The 18,674-nt window shown below is 72.6% G+C and carries 21 protein-coding genes; 11 read left to right on the top strand and 10 right to left on the bottom strand.

The window, feature by feature from the left end:
* Positions 1–55: 55 nt before the first annotated feature.
* Positions 56–736, bottom strand: coding sequence for a GntR family transcriptional regulator (locus tag AB0K15_RS33925; protein ID WP_360586998.1), 681 nt, complete (start codon positions 734–736; stop codon positions 56–58).
* A gap of 109 nt (positions 737–845) precedes the next feature.
* Here AB0K15_RS33925 and AB0K15_RS33920 point away from each other — a divergent pair, with 109 nt between their 5' ends.
* The 5 genes from AB0K15_RS33920 to AB0K15_RS33900 all read left to right on the top strand — a co-directional run bounded on the left by AB0K15_RS33920 (position 846) and on the right by AB0K15_RS33900 (position 4,767).
* Positions 846–1,655, top strand: a complete 810-nt coding sequence (locus tag AB0K15_RS33920) for an alpha/beta hydrolase (RefSeq protein WP_364059832.1) — start codon at positions 846–848, stop codon at positions 1,653–1,655.
* A gap of 114 nt (positions 1,656–1,769) precedes the next feature.
* A complete protein-coding gene (locus AB0K15_RS33915) occupies positions 1,770–2,156 on the top strand; it encodes a hypothetical protein (protein ID WP_364059829.1) in 387 nt (128 codons plus the stop codon).
* Positions 2,157–2,294: 138 nt separating this feature from the next.
* Complete coding sequence (locus AB0K15_RS33910) at positions 2,295–3,095, top strand: trypsin-like peptidase domain-containing protein (RefSeq protein ID WP_364059826.1); 801 nt, start codon at positions 2,295–2,297, stop codon at positions 3,093–3,095.
* A gap of 80 nt (positions 3,096–3,175) precedes the next feature.
* The gene (locus tag AB0K15_RS33905) at positions 3,176–4,582 is read left to right on the top strand and encodes a DHA2 family efflux MFS transporter permease subunit (RefSeq protein ID WP_364059823.1); all 1,407 of its coding nucleotides are present in this window, start codon (positions 3,176–3,178) and stop codon (positions 4,580–4,582) included.
* Complete coding sequence (locus AB0K15_RS33900) at positions 4,579–4,767, top strand: hypothetical protein (RefSeq protein WP_364059820.1); 189 nt, start codon at positions 4,579–4,581, stop codon at positions 4,765–4,767. Before AB0K15_RS33905 ends, AB0K15_RS33900 begins: the two co-directional genes overlap by 4 nt.
* Here the strand turns inward: AB0K15_RS33900 and AB0K15_RS33895 are convergent.
* Entirely contained in the window at positions 4,764–5,507 is a 744-nt protein-coding gene (locus AB0K15_RS33895; RefSeq protein WP_364059817.1) for a helix-turn-helix domain-containing protein, read from the bottom strand. The two genes, AB0K15_RS33900 and AB0K15_RS33895, sit on opposite strands and share 4 nt — an antisense overlap.
* Before the next feature lie 64 nt (positions 5,508–5,571).
* On the opposite strand from AB0K15_RS33895, the gene AB0K15_RS33890 reads away from it, so the two are divergent.
* Entirely contained in the window at positions 5,572–6,141 is a 570-nt protein-coding gene (locus AB0K15_RS33890) for a TIGR03086 family metal-binding protein (protein ID WP_364059814.1), read from the top strand.
* Between the two features lie 517 nt (positions 6,142–6,658).
* On the opposite strand, the gene AB0K15_RS33885 is transcribed toward AB0K15_RS33890, so the two are convergent.
* The 4 genes from AB0K15_RS33885 to AB0K15_RS33870 form a co-directional block, all read right to left on the bottom strand.
* The gene (locus tag AB0K15_RS33885) at positions 6,659–7,492 is read right to left on the bottom strand and encodes a hypothetical protein (protein ID WP_364059811.1); all 834 of its coding nucleotides are present in this window, start codon (positions 7,490–7,492) and stop codon (positions 6,659–6,661) included.
* Between the two features lie 95 nt (positions 7,493–7,587).
* Positions 7,588–9,111, bottom strand: coding sequence for a CehA/McbA family metallohydrolase (locus tag AB0K15_RS33880; RefSeq protein ID WP_364059808.1), 1,524 nt, complete (start codon positions 9,109–9,111; stop codon positions 7,588–7,590).
* A 92-nt stretch (positions 9,112–9,203) separates the two neighbouring features.
* Positions 9,204–9,923 carry an SRPBCC domain-containing protein gene (locus AB0K15_RS33875; RefSeq protein ID WP_364059805.1) on the bottom strand — a complete coding sequence of 240 codons (720 nt, stop codon included), beginning with the start codon at positions 9,921–9,923 and terminating at the stop codon, positions 9,204–9,206.
* A 95-nt stretch (positions 9,924–10,018) separates the two neighbouring features.
* The gene (locus AB0K15_RS33870) at positions 10,019–10,468 is read right to left on the bottom strand and encodes an Lrp/AsnC family transcriptional regulator (RefSeq protein ID WP_364059802.1); all 450 of its coding nucleotides are present in this window, start codon (positions 10,466–10,468) and stop codon (positions 10,019–10,021) included.
* Positions 10,469–10,561: 93 nt separating this feature from the next.
* On the opposite strand from AB0K15_RS33870, the gene AB0K15_RS33865 reads away from it, so the two are divergent.
* The 3 genes from AB0K15_RS33865 (at position 10,562) to AB0K15_RS33855 (ending at position 12,678) form a co-directional block, all read left to right on the top strand.
* Positions 10,562–11,419 (top strand): LLM class flavin-dependent oxidoreductase, encoded by an 858-nt coding sequence (locus AB0K15_RS33865; protein ID WP_364059799.1) that lies wholly within the window; start codon positions 10,562–10,564, stop codon positions 11,417–11,419.
* Complete coding sequence (locus AB0K15_RS33860; RefSeq protein ID WP_364059796.1) at positions 11,416–11,832, top strand: nucleoside deaminase; 417 nt, start codon at positions 11,416–11,418, stop codon at positions 11,830–11,832. The genes AB0K15_RS33865 and AB0K15_RS33860 overlap by 4 nt, the downstream gene beginning before the upstream one ends.
* A 324-nt stretch (positions 11,833–12,156) precedes the next feature.
* Entirely contained in the window at positions 12,157–12,678 is a 522-nt protein-coding gene (locus tag AB0K15_RS33855; protein WP_364059793.1) for a 2'-5' RNA ligase family protein, read from the top strand.
* Here AB0K15_RS33855 and AB0K15_RS33850 read toward each other — a convergent pair.
* Genes AB0K15_RS33850 through AB0K15_RS33840 form a run of 3 tightly spaced genes read right to left on the bottom strand, consistent with a single transcriptional unit; the run spans position 12,620 to position 14,767 of the window.
* Complete coding sequence (locus tag AB0K15_RS33850) at positions 12,620–13,699, bottom strand: hypothetical protein (RefSeq protein ID WP_364059790.1); 1,080 nt, start codon at positions 13,697–13,699, stop codon at positions 12,620–12,622. The genes AB0K15_RS33855 and AB0K15_RS33850 overlap by 59 nt on opposite strands.
* 7 nt (positions 13,700–13,706) lie before the next feature.
* Positions 13,707–14,291: a hypothetical protein gene (locus tag AB0K15_RS33845; protein WP_364059787.1), complete on the bottom strand. Its 585-nt coding sequence runs from the start codon at positions 14,289–14,291 to the stop codon at positions 13,707–13,709.
* Between the two features lie 2 nt (positions 14,292–14,293).
* Positions 14,294–14,767 (bottom strand): helix-turn-helix transcriptional regulator, encoded by a 474-nt coding sequence (locus AB0K15_RS33840; RefSeq protein ID WP_364059784.1) that lies wholly within the window; start codon positions 14,765–14,767, stop codon positions 14,294–14,296.
* Positions 14,768–15,024: 257 nt separating this feature from the next.
* On the opposite strand from AB0K15_RS33840, the gene AB0K15_RS33835 reads away from it, so the two are divergent.
* Positions 15,025–15,969 carry an NAD-dependent epimerase/dehydratase family protein gene (locus AB0K15_RS33835; protein WP_364059781.1) on the top strand — a complete coding sequence of 315 codons (945 nt, stop codon included), beginning with the start codon at positions 15,025–15,027 and terminating at the stop codon, positions 15,967–15,969.
* Positions 15,966–18,140: a glycosyltransferase family 2 protein gene (locus AB0K15_RS33830; protein ID WP_364059778.1), complete on the top strand. Its 2,175-nt coding sequence runs from the start codon at positions 15,966–15,968 to the stop codon at positions 18,138–18,140. The genes AB0K15_RS33835 and AB0K15_RS33830 overlap by 4 nt, the downstream gene beginning before the upstream one ends.
* Here AB0K15_RS33830 and AB0K15_RS33825 read toward each other — a convergent pair.
* Positions 18,070–18,576 carry a GtrA family protein gene (locus AB0K15_RS33825; protein WP_364059775.1) on the bottom strand — a complete coding sequence of 169 codons (507 nt, stop codon included), beginning with the start codon at positions 18,574–18,576 and terminating at the stop codon, positions 18,070–18,072. The genes AB0K15_RS33830 and AB0K15_RS33825 overlap by 71 nt on opposite strands.
* Positions 18,577–18,674 lie beyond the last annotated feature (98 nt).

Raw genomic sequence — 18,674 nt, 5'->3', positions numbered from 1 at the left:
CGCCTTCGCGGCGGATTCTATAGAAAACTCACGCGCCCTGCCCAGTACGGATTCGTCACTCCCCCGCGAGGACGCCCTGCGCCGCGAGGAAGTCGACGAGCAGATCGCCGGCGAGGCGGATGTGCGCGCTCATCGCGGCCCGCGCCGGCGCCGTGGCCCCTTCGCGCAGCGCGGCGAGGATCGGCTCGTGGCCGTCGCGTGCGGCGAGCGGCCAGCCGGGGATGTCGGCGTAGGCGGTGAACGGCACGTACCGCAGCGTCAGCGACAGCATCCAGGTGAGCTTCGGTGCGGCCGCGGCGTGGTTGACGCGGCGGTGCAGCTCGAAGTCGGCGCGTTCGGTGGCATCGAGATCCCCGGCGGCCACGGCGCGTTCCAGCTCGTCCTGCAGCTCGGCCAGTCCGGCGAGGTCCGCGGCGGTGAGCCGTCCCGCCGCCCGGGCCGCGAGTTCGCCGGAGAGGTAGGCCTGCGTGTCGTAGAGGTCGGTCACGTCCTGGCGCGTCACCGGCACCACGCTGAAGCCGCGGCCGGGCCGGAAGTCGACCATGCCCTCACCGGTAAGGGACATCAGCGCCTCGCGCACCGGAGTGGCGCTCACGCCGAGCTGTTCGGCGAGGTGCTCCGTGCGCAGCCGTTCGCCGCCGCGCACGGCTCCGCTCATGATGAGGTCGCGGACCTGCTTGGCCACCCGCGGGCTCAGCCGCTCCCCCGGCTGCCGCGTCTGTCCGGCTTCTGCCACGAAACGACCACCCTGCGGGGCTCCGGCGACGATTCACGCCATCGTAGCGCCGCACGATCCGCCGTGCGGCCGCTACCGCGCGGGCGCCACCCCGCCTACCGTTCGCCGCATGGAAACCCTCGACGCCGGCGGGCAGCGGATCGCCTACCGCACCAGCCCCGGGTCCGGCCCGGCCGTGGTGTTCGTGCACGGCAACTCCTCGTCCTCGGCGGCGTGGGCACGCGTGCTCGACGGCCCCTTCGGGCGGCGGTTCCGCGTGCTCGCGCTCGACCTGCCGGGCCACGGCGAGTCCGCACGCGCGAAAGACCCGGCCACCTACTCGATCCCCGGTTACGCCCGCGTGGTCGCGGACTTCGCCGAAGCGGCGGGCGCCGGCGACGCCGTGCTCGTCGGCTGGAGCCTCGGCGGGCACATCGCGCTCTCGGCCTCGACGCGGCTGCCCGGCGTGCGCGGGATCGTCGTGCACGGCACGCCGCCGATCGCGTCGCCGGCCGACCTCGCCACGGCGTTCCTGCCGAACCCGGCCGTCGCCACCGGGTTCACCGGCGAACTGTCCCGAGAGGACGCGACGGCGTACGCCCGCGCCCAGCTCGCGCCCGGCTCGCCGCCGGCGGTCGACGAGGCGGTCGCGCACATCCTCGCCACCGACCCCGAAGCGCGCGCGGCGCTCGGCCGCAGCCTGCAGACCGCCGAGAACGCCGACGAGCGCGCGATCGTCGCCGGCGCCCGGGTGCCCGTGGCGATCCTGCACGGCGCCGAGGAGCAGCTGGTGAACCTCGAGTACCTGCGCACCATCACCTCGCCTCGGCTCTGGCGCGGCGAAGTGCAGGTGCTGCCCGGAGCCGGCCACACGCCGCAGGACGAGACCCCGGAGGCGTACGAGGCGGTGCTCACCGCTTTCCTCGACGATCTCCCGTGATCCGGATCACGCGGAGAACCCTCAGTCGTCACCCGGGCGTCTTGCCCGGCAGGTCCCACTCCGGAGGACCGTTCGGCTGGTGTCCGAAGTGGACACCCGGGGAGGGACAACACCGTGGGGAACAGGAAAGTGGTACTGGTGGCGGCCGTGGCCGGGGCGGTCGCGGCGGCGGGCACGATCGGGATCACCACCGCGTCGGCGAGCGGCGACCGGCCGCCGGAGGGCGCGCGGGCCACCGTGCACGTGAGCCCCGACCCGGCCACCGCGCGGGGCCAGGAAGTCGCGATCACCGGCAACTGCGGGGGCGGCACCGGGCTGAGGTCCGTGCTGGGCGGGCTGCCGGACCACCCGGCGCTCGTTGACATCCGCGTCGTCGACCCGGACCCGGCGCACTACCGGGCCACCGCCCGTGCGTCGGACCAGATCGGCTCGGGGGTCGGGCCGGTCCTGGTCGACTGCGGCGGCGAAGCGGGCGTGACACTGCTGGTGACGCGCTTCTGAGCCGGGCCCGGGGGATCCCGGCGGCGGGATCCCCCGGGCCGGCACCCCGGTTCAGTGCCCGTTCGAAACCACTGTGAGGTTGCTGTGCATCCGGGCGCTCGGCGTGCTTTGTGCCCGAAAGCGTGCTGACCTGAACGGGTGGTGATCAACGTTTCCCGGGCGGTGCTGGCGGTGTCGGCCGCCGCCGTGCTGGTGCTGACGGGCGGCGCGGCGGTGTCCACCTCGGTCGCGGACTCCGACGGGCTGCTCGGCGGCGACCCCGTCGCGAGTGCGGCCGTGCCCGAGACCCCGGCACCCACGCCCGCGACCGCGGCCACCGACGCGGTCGGCGCGTTGTTCTCCGGGGGCAAGCACTTCTGTTCCGCCAGCGTGGTCCACAGCCCGGCCGGCGACCTCGTCCTCACCGCCGCGCACTGCCTCGGCGGCGGCACCGCCGGCCTCACGTTCGAACCCGGATACCACGACGGTGTCGCCCCCTACGGCAGCTGGACGGTGACCGCCTCGGCCGTGCCCGCGGGCTGGACGGCCTCGGCCGACCAGGACCTCGACTTCGCGTTCCTCACCGTCACGCAGCCCGGCACCGCCGCGTCGCTGGAAAGCCTGGCCGGCGCGAACCGGCTCGGCGTCGACCGGGGCTTCACGAACCGCATCACACTCACCGGCTACCCGGACACGGCCGATGCCCCGGTCGTCTGCGCGAACACCACGACCCGGTCGGACACCTACCAGCAGCGCGTGGAGTGCCCTGGCTTCCCCGACGGCACCAGCGGCGGCCCGTGGGTCACGGCGGCCGACCCGGCGACCGGGCTCGGCACGGTGATCGGCGTGATCGGCGGCTACGAACAGGGCGGCGACACCCCGGACGTGTCCTACAGCGCCTACTTCGACAAGGACATCCAGCAGCTCTACGACTCCGTCATTGCTGCGCCCGCCAGGTAACAACCAGCACAGTCGCTTGTGAGGACTGACTCCCGCCAGCTAGGTTGCTTTTGCCAACCGAGTCGACGGGAGCCCCGCTCATGTCCCCAGCCCCGGTCCGTCCCGGCGCGGTCCTGCTCGTGGTCTCGGCCGCGACGTTCCTGGCGAGCCTCGACCTGTTCATCGTGACGGTCGCGTTCCCGGCCATCCGCGTGGCGTTCACCGGCGCAGATCTCGCGACGACGTCGTGGGTGCTCAACGGCTACACCGTGCTCTTCGCCGCCTTCCTCGCCCCGGCGGGCCGGCTCGCCGACCGCTACGGCCGCCGGCGGCTGTTCCTGCTGGGCGTCGCGGTGTTCACCCTCGCCTCGGCCGCGTGCGCGGCGGCGACGTCGATCGAGCTGCTCGTGGCGTTCCGCGCCCTGCAGGCGGTGGGCGCGGCGCTGGTGATGCCGACCGCGCTGGCCCTGCTGCTCACCGCGTTCCCGCCGCACCGGCGGTCGATGGCGGTCGGGGTGTGGGCGTCGATCGGCGCGGTGGCGGCGGCGCTCGGCCCGCCCGTCGGCGGCCTGCTGGTGGAAGCGTCGTGGCGCTGGGTGTTCCTGGTGAACCTGCCGATCGGGGTGCTCACGCTGGTGTTCGGCCCGCGGGTGCTGCGCGAGACACGCGACGGCACCACCGGCGTCCCCGACTTCCTCGGCGCGCTCGGGCTGCTCGTCGGCGTCGGGGCGCTGGCATACGCGCTGGTCGAGGCTCCCGACCGCGGCTGGGGTTCGCCGGCCGTGCTGATCGCGTTCGCCGTCGCCGCGGTGGCGCTGACGTGGGTTCCGTGGCGCTCGGCGCGGCACGCCGTGCCGGTGCTCGACCTGCCGGCGCTGCGCGTGCCGACGCTGTGGCTGGCGTGCCTCGCGGTCGCCGTGTACTCGGCGGGCTTCGGCGCGATGCTGTTCGGCAACGTGCTGTTCCTGACGTCGCAGTGGCACGACTCGATCCTCGTGGCGGGCCTGTCGCTGGCGCCCGGCCCGCTCGTGGTCGTGCCCGTGTCGCAGCTCGCGGGCCGGCTCGCGCACCGCACGGGCCCCGGGCCGGTGATCGCGGCCGGCGGCCTGGCCATGGCGCTCGGCGTGACGGTGTGGCTGCTGCGGATGGGGTCCGAACCGGCGTACCTGACGGCGATGCTGCCCGGCCAGCTCCTGACCGGCGCCGGCGTCGGCCTCACGATGCCCAGCGTCTCGGGCATCGTCGCCACGGTCCTGCCCGCCGCCCGCTGGGGCGCGGGGTCGTCGATGATCAACACCAGCCGCCAGATCGGCACGGTGCTCGGCACGGCCGTGCTCGTCGCGATCTACGCCGGCACGCAGGACCTCGCGGCCTTCCGGCGCGGCTGGCTGCTCATCGTGGGCACCGGCGTCGCCACGTCCGTGGCCGGCCTCGCCATCGCCGCCCGGCGGCGCACGGACCACGTACCCGAGAGCGCGCCGGAGCCCACGCTCGCCACGCGAACTTGACGTGGAGCGGGCTCCTCACCGCCCCGTTCGACCTCGGCGGCGCGCGTGCCTACGCCGACGCCGTCCTCACCTCCGGCCGCGGCATCGACCTGTTCATCGGCAGCGCGGGTGTGATGGCCAACCCCGCTGGAACGCGTCGGCCCCGGCGGGGAACGGCGGTTCGCGAATCCGGCGAGGCGGGCTAATACCGCTGCGCGTACCAGGTCGGTGGCTCGCCGAACATGCTCTTGAAGTCGCGGATGAAGTGGCCCTGGTCGGCGTAGCCGAGGTCCGCCGCCAGCGCGGCCCAGTCGATCGCCCCGCCGGTGGCCATGCGTGCGGTCACCTCGTGCAGGCGGTAGCGGCGGATCACCCACTTGGGCCCGATGCCCACGTACTCCGCGAACAGCCGTTGCAGCCCCCGCATGCTCAGCCCCAGCTCGTCGGCGAGGCGTTCGACCCTGGTCACGGCCTTGTCCTCGGCGATCAGCTCGACCGCGGCCACCGCCTGGCGCACCCGGGGGTCGTCGTCCGGCAGGTGTTTCAGCAGGAACGCGTCCACGGTCGGCACGTCGAGCGTCGTGGGCAGGCCGGGGCCGAACACGTCGGCCGCCGGGACGACGCGGTCGGTGATCGTCGAAACGGAGGCACCGAGGAACGAGCGGAAGCCGCCCGGCCGGAACGCGACGCCGAAGACGTGGTCGCGGCCGCCGAGGACCTTGATCCGGTAGCCGCTGCAGACGCCGTTGACGTCCGCGCGGCCGCTGCCGAACGACAGGTGCACGTTCGGATAAGGCACGATCTTCTGCCGGTAGGGCTCGGCGTAGTCCCAGCGCGCCTCCCAGTACCGCTCCACCCAGGGCGCGAGCGCCGGCGACGGGTCGTGGAACGCGTGGCGCTGGTACCTGGTCCACGCGCTCCGCAGCTCACGAGCATCCCGCCCCACACGGCACAGTGTATGTCGCCTTTGTTCAATACCGCTCCGGTCCGCGCCGCCTAGCGTCGCCGCCATGTCACACCTATCCCACGCGGCCGAGGCCATGGCCGCAGTCGCCCGCACCATCACCGACGACCAGCTCGCCAACAAGACTCCGTGCACGGAGTACGACGTGCGGGCACTGGTCAACCACCTCCTGTTCTGGGGCCCGTCGCTCGCCGGCGCCGGCCGCAAGGAGTCCGTTCCGCAGCCGGCGGCCGCCGAGTCCGATGTGGACCTGACGGCCGGCGACTGGCGCGGCCGCCTGCTCGCCCTGCTGGACGACATCGCGTCGTCGTGGGCGCCGCCGAGCGCCTGGGCCGGCGAGACGACCATGGGCACGCCGCACACGCTGCCCGCGCCCGTCATGGGCGACATGATCGTCGGCGAGCTGGCCGTGCACGGCTGGGACCTGGCAGCCGCGACCGGGCAGCGGCTGGAACTGCCCGCCGACCTGCTGGCGCACCTGCACGACACGGTGTTCGCCGGCGTGGAGCAGGGGCGGGAGATGGGCATGTACGGCCCGGAGGTCACCGTGCCGACCGACGCACCCACCTTGGACCGCATCCTCGGCCTGACCGGCCGTGATCCCGCCTGGACGTAGTCTCCGACCGGTGAGGCAACCGCGGCCGGCCCGGCGCGGACGCCCGAGAAGGCCCGCGCGATGGGCGAGCTCACGGGCAGGTCGACGGACGAACCGGTGGAGTCCGGTGAGTTCGTCGATGCCGCCGGGCTGGCCGCGCCGGAGCACTGAGGTCGGTCAGTGCTCAGCCATCCCCCCGGCGGAGTTCCTGCGCTGGGGGGATGGTGCGGCGAGAATGCGGACCCACAGGACAATCGCGAACACGAACGCATCGCCATCGGCCCCACCGCCGAGCACAAAGTCAGCGCGGACGGGCACTTCTCCGGCCGTCGCCGACGAGCCCTGGCACTTCTCCGACCGGAACCAAGGCAGCGTCACACTCACGATCAGCCGGCTCGACTGACCACGACCTGAATCCAGAAGCAGTCGAGCATCTGCGCAATCCCCGTGGACCCGACACGACCGCCAAAGGCGGCTTTCCGCGGAGCTGACCGAGATCGACAGGTTCGCAGGCTGAACCGAGTTCCGAAGTGGACGGTCAGCGCGAGCTGGGCGGAGTGGCCGGCACCTGGTGCAGCGTCAGGTTCGGCCCGACCGACGGGTCGGCCGTCCACGCGCCCGACTCGGCCGTCCAGGACTGGCCGGCGAAGGTGACCTTGTCGACGCCCACCGTGGCGGCGCGGGCGACCAGCCAGGTGCTGATGGCCCAGCCCTGCGTGGCCGGGTGGGCGCCGCTGAGGCGGGCCGTGCCGAGTTCGGCGTTGGCGGTCGCGACGAGGTTCGAGCGGGCCGGGCCGACGGTGATGTTGCGGCAGGTCAGCGCGGCCGGGATCTGGCCGGTCAGCGCGTTCGCCGCGGCGCGCGCGACGGGTTCCCACTGGGCGTAGGCGTCGGGCGCGGCGGAGCGCTGCACCGCCTGCGCGGCCTCGGTGATCGGCATCGACTCCCAGCCCGAGAGCTTGGCGAGCTTCTCGTAGAACGCCGTGGCCGCGTAGACCGGGTCCTGCAGCTGCGCCGGCGTGCCCCAGCCCTGGCTCGGGCGCTGCTGGAACAGGCCGACCGAGTCGCGGTCACCGCCGCTGAGGTTGCGCAGCTTCGACTCCTGCAACGCCGTGGCCAGCGCGACCGTGACGGCGTGCGCCGGCAGCCCCTCCTTCGAAGCCACCGCGGCGATCGTCGCGGCGTTGCTCATCTGGTCGGGCTGCAGCGTGTACTGCGTCGGATCCTGCTGGCCCGGCTCCTGCGGCACCGTGACCGTGCACCCGGGCGTCGCGACGTCGCTGCTTCGCGACACCACCACCACGACGACGACCACGGCCACGAGGACCACGACGACCGCAGCGATCGCCGCCTTGACCCCGCACCCGCGCACCCGTCCTCCCCCACCCTTCTCACAAGACCTGTTCGGACAATTCTGCCCGGAGGACCGGTAGGGCCCGTGTGTGGGTGAAGGAGGACGGGCCGGGATCACTTGCCGTCGGCGGCACCCAGGAAGATCGGGTTGGACATGGCGACCATGGCGTTCGGCGTGGTGGTGTTCGGGCCACCCGACGGGCGCCGCACCTCCACGCGCACCCACCGGCTGTAGCGCGGGTAGGTCGTCCACGTCACGGTGGCGGTACCGCTGTCGGGCACCGTCTCGACGTGCTCGGGGCCGAGCTGGTCGAGGAAGGTGACCGTGGTGCCCGGCGCGCCGGTCACCGTCGCGCTCACCGCGACCGCGGTGCCGGTGCCGGCCGTGAGCCGCTCGCCGATGCCCGCGCTGCGCCCGCCGCCGGACGCGCCGAACTCGAGGTTCACGTCCTTCGACTCGGCCAGCCACGTCCGGCCCGCCTTCAGGCCGGCCAGCAGGTCGGCGCGGCCGAGGCTGTCCGCCTTCACCACGGTGTGCGGCAGGGCGACGATCTGGTCCGGATTGTGCGCATCGGAGTCGCCGATCGCGGGGATCCAGCGGCCGCCGCGCAGCAGGCCGTCCCAGTGCGTGACGCTGGCCTCGTCGTCCTGGGTCCACGGGCCGTTCCAGACCTCGACGAGGTCGGCGATCTCGTAGGCGAACTCGTACGTGCAGCCGAAGCAGTTCGCGAACGGGTGCGCCGCGGTGACCAGGCCGCCCGCGCGGTGCACCTGGTCGGTGAAGCGCCGGAAGTCCGCCGCGTCGGATGCGCGGTAGCGCCAGTCGATCCAGGTGCCGGCGGGCAGGCCGATCGCGGGCCAGTGGCCCGAGCGCGTGGTGACCTCTTCGCCGTTGAGGATCAGCAGGTCGTCGGTGGCGTAGTCGCCCCAGATCAGCTGCGAGCTCTTGGTGTTGTGGTCGGTGGAGACGATGAAGTCGAGCCCGGCCGCGCGGGCGTCGGCGACGAGCTGGTCCGGCGTGCGCTTGCCGTCGGAGTGGACGGTGTGCAGGTGGCAGTCGCCGCGGTACCAGGACTTGCCGCGCTGGCGGGCCGGCGCCGTCTCCGGCGCGGGGTTCGGCTTGAACGGCTTGTCGTCCGCGCCGAACGTCAGCGTGATGTCCACGCGGTAGTTCATGCCCTGCGGCGCCACGGTGTACGGGCCGAGGATCACGTGCCAGCGGCCCTGCTTGATCGGGCCGGCGAGGTACCCGGGGGTGGCCTCCGAGGCGCTGATCGAGAAGCGGTCGCGGAACCCGCCGGACCAGCCGCGGAAGCCGCGCGCGTTGCCGAGGTCGTGCCCCTCCGGCCCGAACATGCCGATGTCACAGGCGTTCCCGCGGACGCCGGCGGGCACGGCCGGCCGGTCGTAGGAGTAGACGACATCGATCTGCTTGACCCCGCGGGGCACGTCGACGGGCAGGTAGTACCAGTCCGGCACGTCGGGCTTGAAGGTGCCCGTCACCGTCTTGGTCTGCTGCGTCGTGCCCGGCGCGGGAGCCGCGAACGCGACGCCGGGCAGCATGCCCATCGCCGCTCCGGCCGCCACGACACCACTCACACGCAACAAGTTACGCCGGCTGAGATCGCCAGGGGACATGCGTTCCTCCGCATAGGTCGAAGACGGCCCGACGCTAGGGGAGGCCCGGCGCCGCCATCAACGACGCGCGGGTGAACACTCGGCGACCCGGGCTATTCGTGCGTTCCCGCGGGGAAACCACCGGCCAGCCAAGTGGTCCAGGCCACTTCCGGGTCCGCCGGGCCGTCGAACACGTGCGCCGCCACGGCGACCGGCCAGCCCCACGCGTCACGGCCGTAGACGCGGTGGAGCGCGCCGGCCGTCCGGATGCCGAGGAAGCGGTCGGTGCGGTAGTCGATCACGCCGTCGATCGGCGTCGGTCCCGCGGCCACGACCCGGTCGCCGACGGCCGCGTCGCCCACACCGAGCGCGTCGCACACCGCCGCGAACCCGCCGTCGGCCGAGGACTCCGGCGCACCTGCCGACACGTACGTCGCGTCGCGGCCCGCGAAGTGGCGGACGTACTCGGTGAGCGAGTGGTAGTAGAACTTCGTGTGGTGCAGGCACGAGTCGAGCTGCACGTCGTGGTCCTCGCCGAGAACCGAGCGGTGCCGGTAGCGCAGCAGCGTGCCGGCTCCGCGGGGCTCGAGATCGTAGTCGAGCTGGTTGAACCACCCGTCGGCGGAGTCGGCGCGTGTCACGAACCGCCGCGCCGGGTCCCACTCGACGACGGTGCCGCCGGCCGGCGTCAGGCCGCGCTCGGCACCGCCGGGCCGTGGCTCGTAGGCGATCTCCCACAGCCAGCCGCCGGTGTGCGCGGTGAACGCGTCCCACACCTGCTCCGGCGTCCCCGCCAGCACGCCTTCCCACCGGACGTCGATCTCGGTGCCCATGGCGTCTCCTTCGCTCCGAGGGGACGCTCGGTGCGCCCCCGTCACGGACACGTCGGAGGGGCCGGGCGCGCTTCGACAAATCGGCGGGAAATTCTTCAGGCGGGTTTGCGCGGCCCCCGGTACGGCAGCGTCTGGCTGTAGACGACGTTCGTGGTGGTGCTCCCGAACTGCGCCAGCTCCCCCATGAGCTGCTCGAGGTGCTCCATCGACGTGGCGGCGACCTTGAGCGTGTAGCAGTCGTCGCCGGTGGTGCGGAGGCATTCGAGCAGCTCGGCGCGTTCGGCCAGCAGCCGGTGCAGCGGGTCGTGGCGGTTGCCGGGGAACTTCAGCCGCACCACCGCCAGCACGCCGAACCCGACCTTGCCGAGGTCGACCTCGGCGCGGTAGCCGGTGATCACGCCGAGGGCCTCGAGCCGCCGCACGCGCTCGGTGGTCGCCGACGCGCTGAGGCTCACGCGTTTGCCCAGCTCGGTGAGCGCGAGCCGGCCGTCCTGCTGCAGCTCGGCGAGGATCGCCCAGTCGGTGTCGTCGAGAGTCTCGGCCATTCCCGCAATCTACCGGCAGATCCACGGCCATCGGGTCGATATGCCGGACGGAATCCCTTCACCGGCCGAGTCCGCGCGGATAGCGTTGGTGGCGTGCGACTCGGTGTGAACATCCCGAACTTCGGCCCCGGCGCCGACCCCGGCGTGCTGCGCGCGTGGGCGCAGACCGGTGAAGGGCTCGGTTACGACCTGCTGATGGTGTCCGACCACGTCGCCATCACGCCCGACGTGGCAGCTCAGTACCCCGCACCGTTCTACGAGCCGTTCACCACGTTGTCGTGGCTGGCGGGCGCGACGACGGACGTGCGGCTGGGCACCACCGTGCTGATCCTCCCCTACCGGCACCCGCTGCTCACCGCCCGCATGGCCGCGAACCTCGCCGACCTCAGCGGCGGCCGGTTCGTGCTCGGCGTCGGCGTCGGCTGGGCGCGCGAGGAGTACGCGGCGCTCGGCGTGCCGTTCGAACGCCGCGGCGCGCTGACCGACGCGCACCTGGCGGCCATCCGCGCCGCTTGGGCCGACGAGGAGGACTACCGGGCGGGCCGGGTGCCCGTGTGGGTCGGCGGCGGCAGCGACGCCGCCTTGCGTCGTTCGGTGCGCTTCGGCGACGCGTGGCACCCGCTGCGCTTCCGGCTGCCGTGGGTCCGCGCCGCCCTCGGCCGGCTGCGCGACCTCGCCGAGGCCGAGGGCGAACCGGTGCCCGCGTTCGCGCCGCGGATCGTCCTGCGGCTCACCGACGCGCCGCCCGCCGACCGGCTCGCGGGCGAGGGCACGCTGGAGCAGATCGTGGGCGATCTGGAGGAACTTCGGCGGCTCGGCGCCGAAGACGTGGTGTTCGACCCGTTCTCGGGCGACCCTGAAGAGACCCGGCGGCCCTCGGCGGCCTGGCGGGCGCTCGCGGCCGTCGCGGACGCCTGGAAGCAGCACTCCCTCGAAAGGGGACCACGATGACCCAGGCCCTGCTCCGCCGTGCGATCGAGCTCGCCGCCACGGCGCGGGCCAGCGGGAACCCGCCGTTCGGCTCGCTGCTCGCCACCGCCGACGGCAAGGTGCTCGTCGAGGAGTGGAACACGTCGCTCACGGACCACGACATCACCGCGCACCCCGAGCTGAAGCTCGCGCGCTGGGCTGCGCGCGAGCTCAGCCCCGAGACGGCCGCGCTGACGACGATGTACACGAGCTGCCAGCCGTGCGGGATGTGCACGGGCGCCATCGAACGGTCAGGACTCGGCCGGGTGGTCTTCGCTCTGTCCACGCAGCAGCTGGCCACCCTGAAACCACCCGCGCCCGGCGCGAGTTTCGAACTGCAGGGCCCCGCATTGTTCGACGAAGCCCGCCTGCCCGTGGACGGTTATTACCACTGAATTGCAATTGAGCGGCAACCCGGCGAATATCAGCCTCGGGTGGTGATCAATTCTCTTTTTCCGGCTCCCCGGCCGACTTCCCGCCGTACGGGAACACAGGCCAGGAGCAGGGAAACAGCCACGACGCCCAGGAGCACGTGGCCGGCGAGGGCACACAATCCGCACAATGCGGTCCATAGGACGATCTTCATTCACCGAGTGTAGGGCCGGTCCACAAAACGGGCGGAAAACTTGGGAAAGACTTAGGGTTCCCATTCGGGTGCACCCGGGAACGTAGGCAAGCCTCAATTTCCCGATACGCCGCGGGTACGGGAAGATCACCCCGTGCCCGCTCCCGGAACCAGTGCCCTCGTCGTCGAGCTCCCCGCCGCGGCCGGCCTGCTCGAGGCCGCCGCCGCGATCAGCCCCACGCTGGTGCGCCCCGGCCTGCCCCCGCACGTCACGGCGCTCTACCCGTTCCTGCCCGCCGCCGAGCTCACGGACGAGGTCGACGCCGCCGTGACCGCGCTGGCGGCCGCCCACGAGGCGGTCGACGTCGCACTGGGCGACGTGGTGGCCGCCCCCGGGTTCGTCGCCGCGGCGGCCCCGGCGCTGCAGCCGCTCGCCGACACCGCGTGCGACCGCTGGCCCGGCGTCCGGCCGTACGGCGGACGCTTCGGCCCGCACCCGCCGGCCCACCTCACGATCGCGATGGGTGGCAGCGACGAGCAGAACACCGCGGTGACGCGGGCCGTGGAGCGGCTTCTGCCGCTGACCGCGCGCGCCGAGGCGCTGCACCTGGTCGTGCTCACCGAACAGGGCTGGCAGCTCCGGCTGACCGCTCCGCTCGCAGCGCCCGCGCGATAGCCCGCAGCCGCGCGACGTCGGCCGCGAACGCGGTGTCGCCGCGGAGGTCACCGGCCGGACCCGCCACCGCGTCACCGCCGCCTCGCCGCAGCAAGCCGGCCGCGGCCTCGGGCGGAGCCGACGGCGGGATGCCGGCGAGCAGCAGGCCGTCGTTGATCTCGCTCAGCACCGTGAGCAGCCGCTCGCGCCCGGTCGCGCCCGCGCGGCCGAGGCGGACGACGTCGGGGAACCGCCCGGCGAGGTGCTCGCGCAGCGGGCGCAGCTCGGCCCGCGTCCGTGCGTCGCGCACCGCGCGCCCGGCCGCGGGGATCGCGGGCACGGTCAGGCCGACCACGATCAACAGCACCGAGATCGCCGGGAAACCCACGGCCAGCGCGCAGTCGACCGTCGAGAACGCGCCGCGGCAGACCACGGCGACGGGGTGCTCGGCGGTCACGTCGGCGACGAGGTCCACGATCTTGCCCGCGAGGTAGGCCAGCGCGAACACGCACGCCACGAGCATCAGCCCGAGCCCCACCCGCAACGCGCCGGCGCCCGCACGGACCGCGCCGGCCGACACGATCGCGATGTCCACCACCGCGAACCCGAGGTAGAGCGTGTAGACCACGACGTAGGCGACCAGCGTCGGGTTGGTCCGGTACAGCTCGTCGAACAGGCCGATGCCCACCGGCAGCCCGCGGGTCGAGAAGAACGCCACCACGAGCACGACGAGCGCGACCACGAGCGCGGCGAGCCGGCTGCGGCGCCGTTTCCCCGCCACACCACCGATTTCGGCGACGGTGACCTCGATGCCGTACGCGGCCACCATCGTCGCGAGGTTCGACAGCAGCCGTCCGAGGCTCGGGTAGATCCGGCTTTCGATCGCCTGCGCGCTGTCGGCCAGCAAGAACAACGCGAGGCCGAGCGCGATCAGGCTCGTGGCCAGCCCGGCGCCCGCGCCGGTGCGGCGCGCCCGCACGGCGCGCCACGTCCCGGCGGCCACGGCGACGAGCCCGACCCCGAAGAACAGCGCGTCGATCATCCGGCCGCTACCCGAGCAGCGACGCGAGCCGCCGCGCGCGATCGGCCGAGCGCCCGGACGCACCGGGCCGGAGCGGTTCGCCCTCGGCCGTCGCCGCGCTCATCAGCAGCACCGCCATGAGCTCCGCCTCGTACTCGTCGACGTCGGTCGTCACGCGCGTGAGCAGGTGCGCCAGCGTGTGGGCACTGAGGTCGGGCGCCAGCGCCGCGGCCTCCGCGTCGGACATCACGCAGGACCCGCGGTGCTCGCACAGCAGGTGCGCGAGCTCGTGCGCGATGATGTGGTCCTGGTGCAGCGGCGAGGTGCCGGCCGTGTAGGCGATGAGGTCGTAGTCCGCGCGCCGCTGCCAGGCGCCCGAGGGCCGGCCCGGCTCGTACGCCACGGCCACCAGGTCGATGTCGCGGCCGCGGCGGCGTTCCAGCTCGTCGACCCACGCGTTCATCGACCACGGGCGCGGCGGGGGCACGTCGCGCAGCAGCTCGCGCACTCGGGTGCGGGCGCGCTCTCTCAGGCTCGGGTCGATGACCCCTCCCGGTGCGCTCGGCGGCTGGACCAGCCGGGTGCACCGCGGCGCCCCGGCGATGATCAGCATAGCTACTCGGGCTTGCGCCCGCGGCGGGTGCGCTCGTGCCCGGCGTCGTAGCTGTTGAGCTGGTCCACCAGCGCCGACACGGTGTCGCGGTCGCGTTCGGAGAGCCGCATCGCGCGCTGCGCGAGGTCGCGGGCGCCCGTGTCGCGCCACGCGACGACGTCGGCGATCTGCCCGTCGACGCGCTCGGCCACGTCGTCGTCGAAGAAGTAGGTGACGGGCACGCCGAAGAACCGCGCCAGCGCCTGGATGTGCGAGCGCTTCGGGTCGCGCCGCGCCCCGACGGCGAGCTGCTGCACGTGGGTGGCCGACATGCTCACCCCGGTGAGCTCCGCGACCCCCTGCGCGATCTCGCGGTAGGAGTAGGGCTTGCGGTCCGGCGGGTGCACCGTCGCGATCAAGTGCGCGAGCCGCTCGGCGAAGCTGGTCTCCTCGCCGGGACCACTCACCGTGTCCCCGGTGTCCGGCGTCCCGGTCATCAGTCCCCCAACCGTCCTCCGCTCGTGACGACGTGAAGCATAGCTGTCACGAAAACTTGACATCGACCGTCCCGTCAACGCTACACTCCGGCGCACGGGATGTCGCGAAAACGAGACGGGCGCCCGCGTGTGATCACTGGGGGTGGCCACACGCGGGCGCCGGGAGCGAGCGGACCTACCGGACATCCGGGACCGATCGCCCCGGCCGCCCTCGTCCGCTGTCCTGGCTCACAGGCTGCGGAGGTAGGTTGTGCGCCATGGTGCTGCAGAACGGTCCTGAAAGGACACCCGTCGTCGTCACCGGTGGCAGCGGCTTCATCGGCCGCGCGGCCGTGCGCGAGCTGCGCGATCGCGGCTACCCCGTCACCGTCGTGGACCGGGTCCCGTACGTCACCGAAGACGAGGGCGTGCGCGTGGTCACCGGCGATCTGCGCGACGCGGAAACCCGCGAAGCCGCCGTCACCGCGGGTACGGGCGCCATCGTCCACCTCGCGGCGCTCACGTCGGTCCTGAAGTCGGTGGAGCTGCCCGACGACACGTTCACCGAGAACGTCGCCGTGACCCACGGGCTGCTGGAGCTCGCGCGCGAACGCGAGGTGCAGACCTTCGTGCTCGCCTCCACCAACGCCGTGATCGGCGACGTCGGAACGTCGACCATCACCGTGGACCTGCCCACGCGGCCGCTCACGCCCTACGGCGCCACGAAAGCCGCGTGCGAGATGCTGCTGTCGGGCTACACCGGCGCGTACGGCATGACGACGTGCGCCTTGCGGTTCACCAACGTCTACGGCCCCGGCATGTCGCACAAGGACAGCTTCGTGCCGCGCATGATGCGCGCCGCGATGGCGGGCGAGGGTGTGCGTGTGTACGGCACGGGCGAGCAGCGCCGCGACCTGGTGCACGTGGACGACGTGGTGCGCGCCATCGCGCTCGCGCTCGAAAGCGGCTACAGCGGCCGCGCCATCGTCGGCGCCGGCCACTCCGTGTCGGTGCTGGAGATGGTGCAGACCGTGCGCGACGTGACGGGCGCCGAGCTGCCCGTGGAGCACGTGGCCGCGCCGAAGGGCGAGATGCCCGCGGTCGTCGTCGACGTGTCCGCCAGCGCCCAGACCATCGGCTTCACCCCGGCGATCTCGCTCGCCGACGGCCTCGCCACCGCTTGGAAGTACTTCTCGGAACTGGACCTGAAAGCGACCCCGTGAGCCTGTTCCTCCGCCGCCACGCCTTCCTGCTCCTCCTGCTCGTCGCAGGCGCCGTCCTGCGCGTGCTCACGTGGGTGGCCTACCGGCCGGCGCTGCTGTACATCGACTCGTACCGGTACCTGGACAACCTGCACGCGCTGCGCGCCGACCAGCTCAACCCGATCGGCTACGACCTGATCCTGCGGCCGCTGCTGGCGGTCGGCGGGCTGTCGTGGGTCGCGGCCGTGCAGCACGTGGGCGGGCTGGCGATCGCGGTGGGGATCTACGCGCTGGCCCGCCGGCTCGGCGCGCGCCGCTGGGTCTCGGCGCTCGCGACGGCGCCGCTGCTACTGGACGCGTACCAGCTGCAGATCGAGCAGAACATCATGTCCGAGGTGCTGTTCGAAGCGCTGCTGCTGGGCCTGTTGTGGCTCCTGCTGGCGAAGGGCGCGCCGAACTGGCGGCGGATCGCGCTCGCGGGCCTCGTGGTCGGGTTCGCCGTGCTGGTGCGGCTGATCGGCGTCTCGCTCGCGGTGCCGTTCCTGCTGTACGTGCTCGGCGCCGGCAGCTCCTGGCGGACGTGGCGCGGCTGGCGCAACGCCGGCATCGGCGTGCTGGCGATGCTCGTCGTGATCGTGCCCTACGCCGCGGAAGTCAAGGCGCAGACCGGGAAGTGGGGGCTCACCGGTCCCTCGGGCAGCATGCTCTACGGGCGCACCGCCGCCGTCGCCGACTGCGCGAACCTGCACCTGGCCCCCGAGGTGCAGGTGTTCTGCCCCACCGAAGACGTGTCCACGCGACTGGTGGACAACTACACGCACGCCGACCTCGACCCCGCGTGGCCGGGCCCGCTGCCGCCGGGCGCCGACCGGGCCGCGCTGGCGCACGAGTTCTCCGTCGACGTGCTCAAGGTCCAATGGTGGGACGTCGCGAAGGCGATCCTGAGCGACTTCTCCAAGAGCTTCCGGTTCACGCGCAGCACGGCGATCAACGACGTGCCGATCGACCGCTGGCAGTTCCAGCAGACCTACCCGGAGTGGAACGAACCGGCCGACATCGCGATGATCACGCAGCAATACGACGGCGTGAACCCGAGCGTGAACGAGCCGATCGCGACTTTCCTGCGCGACTACCAGATCAACGGCGGCTTCGTGCCCGGCGCCGTGCTCGGGTTCTTCGCCCTGCTTGGCCTGCTCACCTTGCTGCGCCGCAAGAAACCGCGCGACAAGGCCCGCGCCGGTGCGCTTTTCGCAGCAGGTGGCGGGCTGTTCCTCCTGTTCGCGTCGGCGGTCTTCGAATTCTCGTGGCGCTACCAGATTCCGGCGCTCGTGCTGCTGCCCGTCGCGGGGGCGCTGGGCTTCACCACGCTCACGGCCGCGAGCCGGCGGCGCCTCGCCGCGTACCCGGACTCCGTGGATGTCGGCGCGGTCAAGGATTTCGACGACCGGCACCCGGGCGCGAAGCTGTCTGAGCTGACCGTGGTGATCGCCGCCTACAACGAGGCCGGCGGAATCGGCCAGGTGCTCGAGAAGATGCCCGACGAGTGCCTCGGCCTGCCGGTCGACGTGCTCGTGGTCGTCGACGGCGGCAGCGACGACACCGCCGCCATCGCCGCGGAACACGGCGCCTACGTGTGCGTCGCGCCGAGGAACCGGGGACAGGGCGCGGCTTTGCGCCTCGGTTACCACCTCGCGGCCGACCGCGGCGCGCGCTACGTCGTGACGACCGACGGCGACGGGCAGTACGACAACAGCGAGATGGCGGAACTGGTCGCACCACTGCTCGACGACACCGCCGACTTCGTCACGGGATCGCGGCGGCTGGGCCACGAAGAGGCCGACAGCCGTATGCGCTGGCTCGGCGTGCGCGTGTTCGCGTGGCTGGCTTCGGCGCTCACGTGGCGGAAGATCACCGACACGTCCTTCGGTTTCCGGTCGATGCGCGCAGAGCTCGCGTGCGCAGTTGCGCTCAACGAGCCGCAGTACCAGTCTTCGGAATTGCTGCTGGGAGTCACCGCGCGCGGCGCCCGGGTGCTCGAACGGCCGATGAGCATGCGGCTGCGCAAGGCCGGCAAGAGCAAGAAGGGCGGCAGCGTGGTCTACGGCGCGAACTACGCGCGGGTCATGACGGGGACGTGGTGGCGGGGGTACGTGCTGCGCCGCGGGCGAACACGAAGCGGTCGAGCATCGTGAACTTCACCACGAAAACCAAAGCGTAACTGAACACGTACGCACCGTCGATCGAAATGACCCACCAGGCGTGCGGCAGGTCGAGCGGCGCGAGCAGGTGGCCGGTGAGCGTGGTGAGCCCGACGGAGGCGAGCCCGCCGAGCGAGATGACGACGACGTAGGGCAGCAGCTCGCGCCCGACCTCCGGCTTGCCGCGCCGGCCCCAGACCCAGCGGCGGGTGAGGAAGAAGTTCAGCACCGCGCCCGCGGCGAACGCGAACGCGCTGGCCAGCCACGGAGCACCGCCGATCGCGAGTACCGTGAGCAACGCCGCCTGGCTGAGCAAAGTCGCCGCGACCGAACTGGTGGCCGCGCGGAAGAACCTGCCGGCGAGGCGACGCCGGGGCCGGGGTGAATCCTCCGTTGTGCGAGGCTCCACCGGGTTGGTTACCGTCGTCATGTCCCCCAGTCTCCCCTCGGGCCGATCGGCCTGCCGTCCGGCCCCCCGACACACAGTAGATTCACAGCTGTCTGCCAGGTGATCATCAGCACCTGGTC

This window comes from Amycolatopsis sp. NPDC049253 (assembly GCF_040678995.1).
Lineage (GTDB): Bacteria > Actinomycetota > Actinomycetes > Mycobacteriales > Pseudonocardiaceae > Amycolatopsis.
Note: the sequence above shows the minus strand (reverse complement) of the source record. Positions and strands in the feature narration are given on the sequence as shown.